The following is a 9,022-nucleotide window of genomic DNA, read 5'->3' as shown; positions in this document are numbered from 1 at the left end:
TCCTCTTAATTGTAAAAGTTGCCCATTACTTTCCGAATGCACGCAAAGTAAAGATCATAAAAAATTGATTGAGCGGCATGTGTGGGAACATTACATAGAAGAAGCCGATCATCTTCGTCATACACAAAAGAACAAAAGCATTTACGCAAAACGTAAAGAAACAATTGAACGTGTCTTTGCGGATGCTAAAGAAAAGCATGGTATGCGTTGGACAACCTTAAGAGGCCTAAAAAAATTGTCCATGCAAGCGATACTTACTTTTGCTGCCATGAATTTGAAAAAGATGGCCAACTGGACATGGAAAAGTCCAGAAATGGCCTAGATAAAGGTATAGGAAAGGTCAAAATTTTGCTCTTACGAGCAAAAAAACATAAAATGGCAATCGATTAAGCTCATCGAATGCCTTTTGTCTACGGTCTGGAAGCAGTTTTGTCCTGCTTCTTATTTCTTTTCATGATATAGATTAATATCATATTTTGTTTTCATCATTTCAAAGACAATATGACGGTTTTTCCATTCTTCTTCTTTTTTCCAGTAATCTTTACTTCGGTCTACAATTTCACAGCGTAGTTCATGGTACTCTTTTTCTGCTTTGTCTTTTTTCTCTTTCAATAAGTTCATGGTTCCATACATGCCCACACAAAAGACTAATAGTGTTAAATTATTCGAATCATTAACAAAAGCTGAAAACATCGCAGCAAAGGAATAGGAATAAATGCTGGCAACTGTTAAATATAAATAGACAAAAAAACTTGCGGCCAATATAATTGTTCCCCAGATTGAAAGGATATGCCGCTTTTTAAACCGATCAAACTTTTCTTTCCTTTTTCTCACATTTTCAAGCGCTTGTTTGGTTGCTTGATCCGTATTTTCAAGTAATTGGATTGGAGAATCCATTTTATCACCCTCCATTTCTATATATATACATATGAACTTGTCCTTTCTATTATGATTTCTTCATGAAAAAACCGATCACTAAGGGATCGGCTAATTGTTTATTGGTATTTTCAAAACCTGACCTGCATTAACTTGTTTACTCCGAAGATGATTGGCTTTCATAATGATGTCCATCCCCTTGGGAGATTGGTAGTACTTTAAGGCTATTCTATATAGATTTTCGTTTCGTTTAACTGTATGCGTTATTGTAGACTTTATTTGTGATTCTGTCGAAGTTTCTATTGTTTTTTTTAAGGGTTTTTTAGTTTCAGAATGTTTTACCTCGTTGCTAGTTTGTTTTGTTTCATTATTAGCAGGATTCGTTTCCTTTGATTGATCAAAATCCTCGGCTTTTGTTTCTTCTTCGTCATTTGACGTTTCTAAATTAATGGTTTCATATCCAACAGAATCCTCGGTGGTATTTGGAACTCCATTAACTTTTTTAGCTCCATCACGGTACGAAATTACACTAAAAATTATAATCGGCAGGAGAATAAAGAACAAAACTAATAAACGGATGACTGGGTATTTTAGCTTCCACTTTGTTTTTTTCTTCTTTCTCCGATGGATATGCTCACGAGGCGGCAAGTCATCCTTGGCGTCCACTTTCTCATTAATTTTTTCTATACGTTGTTTCAAACGTTCCGCCTGGTCCCTGTATGGTTCTTCGCTATTCATAGCCGCACTCCTCCCCGTGGGTCTTCTCTAGTTGGACTTTTACATTTTATATAAACACCTAATAAAAAATCAATAACAAAATGCATAACAATTGTAACCGCTAAATTATTGGTCCATTCAAAAATTACACCAATCAAAAAGCTTAATATAACAATATTTACAAATAAAAACCAATTAAAAAGATATCGATAGTGAATAATTGCAAAAATAATGCTCGCAAAAACCAATCCTACTTTTGTTTGTATGATTCCTCTAAACAATAATTCCTCACTAAACGCTACAAAAAAAGCAATCACTATGATGTGAAAAAAGTTTCTATTTTTAAAGATTCTTTCATTTAACCCCCCGTCATCATAAAAGGAAGAAGGCAGCCATTTCATTAAAAGAACATCTAACATCACAATGATTACTCCCGCAGGAATCCCAATTATAAAAATGTTAGAGTCATCCAAAATTATATTTTCTAAATAGGAGAAATGGTCAAAAAATATAAACCCCAATAGTAACGAGATGACACAGAGAATAATTTGTGTCATATACAGATGAAAAAGCAAATCTCTATCCGTTAATCCATTTATTAATTCAAAATACTTCTTTTTCATTCCCTCAACTCACTATTGATTAGAATTTTGGCAAGTAATTCTTTCCAGTTTTGTTCCGTTTTTCTCACCAAAGGTAAATCACTAGAATGACCTGTTTGGTAGTCAATTATTTGAAGTCCGCATATGTCACAGCATTTGTTTACCTTGTTTAATAGTGTTTCATCAAAATATTGTAAAATATTTTGACGTCTGCATAATCTAGATTCAGCCCATTTTTTCATTCGATAAATATTATTCTTTTTAATTGTTAATCTTTCCAGAACAAACTCTTTAATGATGTTTCTTAATTGTTTAATACTTATTGTTTCAAGAGAAGTATTTATTACAAAGTCCTCAACAATCCGCCATTGAATTTCCGAGAAACCGCCAAGATCCATTAAATTGATATCTAAAGTCATCTTCCCATCTATTAACATCCGTTTCTCGTCCAGTTTATTAAACAACCAGTCTATTTGCTGCTCAGATGGTAATTCACTCTCCGCAAGTTGAATCGGCAGTTGTTCATCCCCAGGCGTATATAAAAGGATGGCAATACTAGGTTTGCCATCTCGGCCAGCCCTTCCAATTTCTTGGAGATACGATTCTATTTGCATCGGCATATGATAATGAATAACAAACCGGATATTGTCCTTATTTATTCCCATGCCAAAGGCACTTGTGGCACATATAACATCTAATTGTCCATACACAAACTGCTGTTGAATCAGTATTCTAGTGGATTGGTCCAAACCGCTATGATAGGCCATCGCTCGGCAGATTCCTTTATCTGATAACAAGGAAGCCACTTGTTCCGCCATTTTTTTACTTGAAAAATAAATAATCCCAGGCTTTTGCAAATTGGCAACAAGCTCACAGACAGCCCCTTGCTTTTCGCGGAATTCTAATAATTCTTTAACATAAAAACCGATATTTGGCCTGTCAATTGTGGACTCTATTTTTTTAATTTCATCCAAATCAAGTGAACGAATGATGTCCTCTCTTACTTTTTTGGTAGCAGTTGCAGTCAGTGCAAGTGTGAGTGGGTCGCCAAACTTTTTTCTAATTTCACCTAGTTTTGAATAATCTGGCCGAAAGTCAAAGCCCCATTGGGAAATACAATGAGCTTCATCGACTACAAACAATGAAATTGTAAGTTCTTGTAGTTTGCGAAGGATAAAAGGAATCATTAACATTTCAGGTGAGATGAAGATATACTTATACTGTTTCAATTGATGAAGTGCATTTTTCCTTTCATCTGCACTAAGAAAGGAGTTTAACGCAATGACTCTCTTTTCACCAAATTTCTTAAAATGTTCCACTTGGTCTTGCATCAATGAGAGGAGTGGCGATACTATTAAAATTTGCCCCTTTAACATTAGCCCTGGCAGTTGGTAACACAATGATTTTCCTGTTCCTGTCGGGAGCATAGCCAATGTATGATGGCCAGACAAGATTGATGTGATTACCTCTTTTTGTCCAGTCTTAAAACTTGGATAACCAAAATGTTCTATTAATACTTTTTCTAGTTCCATTATCTATCACCATATTTCGCCAATACTAGTCTTATTTGAAAATATGTTGCGGATACAATCTTTTCTCGAATTAACTTTAACTGTTTAGTTGCTATTTGGTGTGAAATTTCTAAAATCTTATTTTGTAATTCTTTATCTACGTAAGTATCGATGGAGAAATTCTCCATATTTAAGGCTAACTCAACCAGATGGTCTTCTATTGTACTTAATTTTAAGTGCCTTATATTTGCAATCATATCAAGTGTATATCCTTGATTTAATAATCTTTGTGTTTTCCTGGTAGATAACGTTAATTCATCATTTTTCATTAGACCTTTAATTAAAAAAGGCAAAATTTTAAACTTATAACCATCTTTCTCAATTTTTCGCAATAAATAATGAAGTGTATTTGTAAAACCAATTTGGTAGTCGTGAAAATTTATATTTAACTGTTTGGCTGCTTGAAGAGGGGTCAAGCCAATTTGTTGAAAACCTGTTAACCGAATTACTAAGATGGCAGGGTCAAACCCGTTACCCGCGTCAAGACAATCTTCTAATTCTGAATAAAAAGTTGTCCCCATTTCCATCCTAGGCAGATTAATACTTTTTAGAGCGGATTTTAACCAAGTATGGACTTCTTTGTTTTTTTGGATGGGAGTATATCTTGTTTCTCCGAACATTAAATTGGATATAACCTGTACTAATAGGGACAATCTTTCCCAAAATAAGGAGGTCATTTGATGATAGTTCCAGCCTTGAATATACTTCGGCAGTTGAGTTTTTTCTAGAAGCTCTTTTCCAAGAAGCGTAACTATAAATCGTTGTTCTCCGATATTTTTTACCCACTTTTTTTCACTCATCGATTGAATAATTTCTTCAAAAGATTCTCTGGATAATTGCTCATAAATCCCAAAAAAACTTTTCAACGAAAATAAATGGGCATCTTGGATAGTTTGCGATGACTTTTTTCCATTAAGAAGGTGATAGACCGAATAAATGGTCCGTTCCTTATTTAATTGTTTTATACTATAAAGAATGATGGATTCAATTTGGAGCATACGAACCTCCCATCACTTATTTCGCACATATTCGACCAAAAACACCATTTTCTCTCTTTATTCTACCATGAAATAAAGGATCTTGATGCCCAAAAATGTGGAAGATTTAGCAAAACACTTGGATAAACTAAAGTAATAAAGGCATTTTTCTATTGAAAAGTTGACGATACAGTTTTACAATAGATATGAGTTATCCGTTTTCATATTAATAATGGAAATGAGTCTTATTTTTTTAATTTACTGGGAGGTTTTTTTCATGGCAAAGTACACAATTGTTGATAAGGAAACATGCATTGCATGTGGAGCTTGCGGCGCGGCAGCACCAGATATCTATGATTACGATGATGAAGGTATCGCATACGTAACACTTGATGATAATGAAGGAATTGTTGAAATTCCTGATGTATTAATCGATGACATGATGGATGCTTTCGAAGGCTGTCCTACTGATTCCATTAAAGTAGCAGACGAAGCTTTTGATGGCAATCCAACTAAATTTGAGTAATATTTAGGATAATACGTTTAAGCTACTGCCTCTCTCCTATTTAGGTGAGGGGCCTTTATTTTTGTTTACAAAATAAAACAGGAGGAATGATTCCCCCTGTCCTTTAGCTACTTAGGCGCTTTTAATAGTAGTAAATTTATTGATCCATGCTTGCATCCGTATGAACAGAAGCATGAAGATGATGGACATCATGACTCCTTTTAAAAGGTTAAATGGTAAGATTGCTGGCAATACTAAATTCCTCATATCTGGAAAGCCCATTAGAACGGTATATGCAGGTAAAATTACCAAGTAGTTTAAAATACTCATCATAACTGCCATGATTGCCGTACCAAAAATTAATGCTAGCGTCATACCTTTTCTAGTCTTAAGTCTATTATATACAAAATAAGTCGGCAGGATAAAAACAATTCCCGCAACGAAATTGGCTATCTGCCCCACTGGAATTCCTGTTTGACTACCTGTCTGAATATAATTAAGGACATTTTTAAAAAACTCAACTAAAATACCTGCGATCGGTCCAAAAATCAATGTGGCAATTAATGCTGGAATGTCACTGAAATCGACAAACAAGAAATTTGGGAATAGCGGCAACGGAAATTGTATGAGCATTAACAGAAAAGCAATACTACTTAGCATTCCTATTGACACATAAGCCCTAACGTTCATTTTCCTCTTTTTCTGCATTTTCTTCATCTTCCTCTCTCCTTTTTTTGATCCATCGCGTTAAGGAAGAGAGGTTCAGCAACAGACGAGACCAATGTAAATAAAAACTCCCTCAGCAATAATTTGCTTAAGGGAGTTTACAAAGGCACGCTTAATAAACGTTCATTAATATAAAATTTTTTGAACGTCTGCAGAACCTCCATCTTCTCCCATCCAGACTATACTGTCGGCTTTGGAATCTCACCAAATCCTGCCATAAAACGGCTCGCGGGCTTATGAGTTTTACTCAAATACCGCCGATCGGGAATTTCACCCTGCCCCGAAGATAGATCGATATTAAATTACAATTTCAATTATACTGCAGAACTTATCTTTTGTTAAGTAAAAGGTTTCACGTAACAAGACCCGCAGAAAATAGTCTGCGGGTCTTGCTGCATGAAATTAATGTATATTCAATATTTGTTTAGGTTTGATCAAGTCGGTGGAAAGGTGGTTTAACTCTTTAATCCGGGTCACCGAGATGTTTTTTTCCCTCGAAATCGAATACAATGTATCACCTTGTTTGACGATATATTGCTGGTTTGTCACCTTGATTTTATCCTCATGATTGAATTTAATATGTGAGCTCGCTTCTAATACAACGCCATTGCTTGCGGCAATCCCTCCGCGTACTGTCTCCCCGGTGTCGGCTTTTCCTAATATCTTTTCTGGATCCAATGCAAACTTCTTATCATATCTCCATTCTTGCTGATGCGTTTCAAAATGGAGATGTATCCCTGTAGCTTGTCCAGTTTCCCCCATTTTTCCTATTACTGTACCTTGCTTAATCTTTTGTCCTTGTAACACGTTTCTCTTATTTAAATGTGCATAGACAGTTACTAAATGACTTGGGTGTTTAATAAACACTACGTTTCCATATGTATTAGAGTAATAAGATTTCACCACCTGTCCGTCAGCAACTGCTAGTACAGGTGTATTTAATTTTCCAGCGATATCAATTCCCTTATGCTTACCCATCCTTGTTCCATATGTATCAGAAACTATACCATCTGCAGGCCATATCCATCCATCCTTAATCTCTTTATCAACCTGCATACTAGCTTCGGAATGTTTTCCTCCTAAAAATAACAAACTGACACATAGCGCCATAATTAGGGCTATAATAACCCTTTTTATGTAATCTCGCATTTTCTTTAGTCACTCTCCTTATTTCTTTTCCTCCTCCACACAATATGTAGTATTTTTCACCTTTAGAACATAATCCTTATCGGTGGAGTGATTAGGCATACTTGTTATAATTTGGAGAAATGATAAATAATATTCATTAAAAAATCAACCTTTAACGGTTGATTAAGTAAATTATTGTAATGTCCGTTGATTCGGAGCCAGCGGTACTTTGTTCTCTTTTGACAGGTCAAATGGACCAAGATTTTTTGTTGGAGGGTTCGTAATAAAGACTTTTTCTAATCCGAATTCTTTTGCTGTTAATAACAGTGACTCATAAGCGTTGATTGTTGATTGATCATCTTGAAGGCTAGTATTATCCTCCATTGATACAAATAACGTTTTCTTTTTAATAGACACCTCATTTATCGGAAGTGCAGGTAAAAGTGAACTCTTTAATCCTAGTGTGGGCTGATCCTTTTTCATTTCCTCAACAGCCTTCTTAATATCTTCATATTTTTCTATAGATGGGACTAAGAAGGGTATATCATTACCCTCAGAATAATAAAAGAAGTAGGCATGATTCTTTTGTTGCTGTACACTCACTTCGTCTTGATGACCATAATTCCCCAATTCAATACCTGGTTCTCCATTGGTTGAAAATCTTATCTTTTTAACATCACTATTGGAGGAGATATCTTTTTTCAGAACATTAATAAAATTTGTTTCTGTCGCTGATCCTTGTCCATACTGATGGTTTGATGGAACATCGACTAAGATAGCATTATTTTTTTCATCAAGTTTCAATGAAGCACTAAGAGGATAGAATTCACTTAATCCCCATTCCTGCTCCTTTAAATTCACCATATTTTCATTAAATAACTCCAGCCATGTTTTCTCATTTGAATCATTAATTATTGTTGAAACGGGTACAAGGATTTGTATTTGCGGGTCAGGAATCCAGTAGGTTAATACTTTTCCATCACCCACTTCTTCATCATAAATAGCCGTTTTCGAAGTTTGAGTTTTATCCGCTCCTGAAAATGTCCTTGCTTTTGGACTTGCATCCTCCTTTTTCAATGCAATGGTTGAATTTTCATCTGCCTTTTGTATGTCTCGCTCTACAGATGATTTTTCTTGACCAGCGTGATCCTCTGAATATTGTGGCCCGACCATTAATTTAGGAATTAAGATAAAAAAAATGAGCAAGGCAGCAACAGTAGCAAGACCAGGTACCAGCCATTGTTTTGGTTTCTTTTTTCTTATCGGAAGATTTTCGTAAATGTCACGAGGATTGCGATCATCTTGTATTTTAGGCATCTGCCTTAATAATTCTTCGAGCTGCTTATCGCTCCACTCTGACTTTTTCACTAGTTAATCCCTCCTTTTCATAAGAAAGTTCCATATGCTTCTTCAATACCTTTAACGAACGGTGTTGTGTAGTTTTCACCTTACTTTCAGTCCATCCTAGTGCCTGGGCTGTTTCAGAAATAGATAAATCTTGTATATACCGTAGAATTATTACAGCTCTTTGATCCAGTGTGCAATATTCGAGGCAATTATATACCCATCTGATTTCTTCCCTTTGTACTGCAATTTCTTCTGGAATCGGATATCCGTCTTTCAGTTGATCAGTTGACCAATCGAATTTTTCCAGTAATCTTCCTTTCCATCCTTTTTGTTTTCGGAAAAAGTCTATAGCTACATTTCTCGCAATCGAAAAAAGCCATGTTTTCTCACTGCTTTTCCCTTCAAAACGACGATAGGATTTAAATACCCTTATATAAACCTCTTGGACAAGATCCTCTGCTTGTTCTTTGTTTCTAACCATATAAAATAGAAATTGAAAAACGTCGTGATGGTATTTTTGATAAAGTTCATCGAAAACGGAGTCCATCCATTCCCCTCCCCGTTCATAATATT

The 9,022-nt window shown here is 35.2% G+C and carries 11 protein-coding genes and 1 riboswitch; of the genes, 2 read left to right on the top strand and 9 right to left on the bottom strand.

Annotated features, from left to right (window positions below):
- Positions 1-322 (top strand): transposase (locus ACE198_RS12045; RefSeq protein ID WP_375375710.1); only part of this gene is annotated, 322 nt, incomplete at its 5' end.
- A 119-nt stretch (positions 323-441) separates the two neighbouring features.
- Here ACE198_RS12045 and ACE198_RS12040 read toward each other — a convergent pair.
- The 5 genes from ACE198_RS12040 to ACE198_RS12020 form a co-directional block, all read right to left on the bottom strand.
- On the bottom strand, positions 442-897 hold the full coding sequence (locus tag ACE198_RS12040; protein ID WP_098574831.1) for a YpbF family protein: 456 nt from the start codon (positions 895-897) through the stop codon (positions 442-444).
- 90 nt (positions 898-987) lie between these two features.
- Positions 988-1,614, bottom strand: a complete 627-nt coding sequence (locus ACE198_RS12035; protein ID WP_375375709.1) for a LysM peptidoglycan-binding domain-containing protein — start codon at positions 1,612-1,614, stop codon at positions 988-990.
- On the bottom strand, positions 1,611-2,216 hold the full coding sequence (locus tag ACE198_RS12030) for a CPBP family intramembrane glutamic endopeptidase (RefSeq protein ID WP_375375708.1): 606 nt from the start codon (positions 2,214-2,216) through the stop codon (positions 1,611-1,613). Before ACE198_RS12030 ends, ACE198_RS12035 begins: the two co-directional genes overlap by 4 nt.
- Positions 2,213-3,727 carry a RecQ family ATP-dependent DNA helicase gene (locus ACE198_RS12025; RefSeq protein ID WP_375375707.1) on the bottom strand — a complete coding sequence of 505 codons (1,515 nt, stop codon included), beginning with the start codon at positions 3,725-3,727 and terminating at the stop codon, positions 2,213-2,215. Before ACE198_RS12025 ends, ACE198_RS12030 begins: the two co-directional genes overlap by 4 nt.
- Entirely contained in the window at positions 3,727-4,764 is a 1,038-nt protein-coding gene (locus ACE198_RS12020) for a YpbB family protein (protein ID WP_375375706.1), read from the bottom strand. Before ACE198_RS12020 ends, ACE198_RS12025 begins: the two co-directional genes overlap by 1 nt.
- 256 nt (positions 4,765-5,020) lie before the next feature.
- On the opposite strand from ACE198_RS12020, the gene ACE198_RS12015 reads away from it, so the two are divergent.
- A complete protein-coding gene (locus tag ACE198_RS12015) occupies positions 5,021-5,269 on the top strand; it encodes a ferredoxin (protein WP_098574836.1) in 249 nt (82 codons plus the stop codon).
- 111 nt (positions 5,270-5,380) lie between these two features.
- On the opposite strand, the gene ACE198_RS12010 is transcribed toward ACE198_RS12015, so the two are convergent.
- The 4 genes from ACE198_RS12010 to sigX form a co-directional block, all read right to left on the bottom strand.
- Entirely contained in the window at positions 5,381-5,965 is a 585-nt protein-coding gene (locus tag ACE198_RS12010) for an ECF transporter S component (RefSeq protein WP_098574837.1), read from the bottom strand.
- A 167-nt stretch (positions 5,966-6,132) separates the two neighbouring features.
- Positions 6,133-6,266: riboswitch (FMN riboswitch) on the bottom strand.
- Positions 6,267-6,376: 110 nt separating this feature from the next.
- The gene (locus ACE198_RS12005; RefSeq protein WP_251457005.1) at positions 6,377-7,123 is read right to left on the bottom strand and encodes a peptidoglycan DD-metalloendopeptidase family protein; all 747 of its coding nucleotides are present in this window, start codon (positions 7,121-7,123) and stop codon (positions 6,377-6,379) included.
- 171 nt (positions 7,124-7,294) lie between these two features.
- Entirely contained in the window at positions 7,295-8,470 is a 1,176-nt protein-coding gene (locus ACE198_RS12000; protein WP_375375705.1) for a hypothetical protein, read from the bottom strand.
- Positions 8,445-8,996 (bottom strand): RNA polymerase sigma factor SigX, encoded by a 552-nt coding sequence (gene sigX, locus ACE198_RS11995; protein WP_098574840.1) that lies wholly within the window; start codon positions 8,994-8,996, stop codon positions 8,445-8,447. Before sigX ends, ACE198_RS12000 begins: the two co-directional genes overlap by 26 nt.
- Between the last annotated feature and the right edge of the window lie 26 nt (positions 8,997-9,022).

The organism is Neobacillus sp. KR4-4 (assembly GCF_042136325.1).
In the GTDB taxonomy this organism is placed as follows: Bacteria; Bacillota; Bacilli; order Bacillales; family Cytobacillaceae; genus Neobacillus.
The sequence above is the reverse complement of the archived record's forward strand: the minus strand, read 5'-3'. Positions and strand labels throughout refer to the sequence as shown.

Bases quoted from the DNA above. Each gene is read 5' to 3' on its own strand.
- sigX (WP_098574840.1), bottom strand. From the start codon at position 8,996: ATGGACTCCGTTTTCGATGAACTTTATCAAAAATACCATCACGACGTT.
- ACE198_RS12030 (WP_375375708.1), bottom strand. From the start codon at position 2,216: ATGAAAAAGAAGTATTTTGAATTAATAAATGGATTAACGGATAGAGAT.
- ACE198_RS12015 (WP_098574836.1), top strand. From the start codon at position 5,021: ATGGCAAAGTACACAATTGTTGATAAGGAAACATGCATTGCATGTGGA.
- ACE198_RS12010 (WP_098574837.1), bottom strand. From the start codon at position 5,965: ATGAAGAAAATGCAGAAAAAGAGGAAAATGAACGTTAGGGCTTATGTG.
- ACE198_RS12035 (WP_375375709.1), bottom strand. From the start codon at position 1,614: ATGAATAGCGAAGAACCATACAGGGACCAGGCGGAACGTTTGAAACAA.
- ACE198_RS12040 (WP_098574831.1), bottom strand. From the start codon at position 897: ATGGATTCTCCAATCCAATTACTTGAAAATACGGATCAAGCAACCAAA.
- ACE198_RS12020 (WP_375375706.1), bottom strand. From the start codon at position 4,764: ATGCTCCAAATTGAATCCATCATTCTTTATAGTATAAAACAATTAAAT.
- ACE198_RS12025 (WP_375375707.1), bottom strand. From the start codon at position 3,727: ATGGAACTAGAAAAAGTATTAATAGAACATTTTGGTTATCCAAGTTTT.
- ACE198_RS12005 (WP_251457005.1), bottom strand. From the start codon at position 7,123: ATGCGAGATTACATAAAAAGGGTTATTATAGCCCTAATTATGGCGCTA.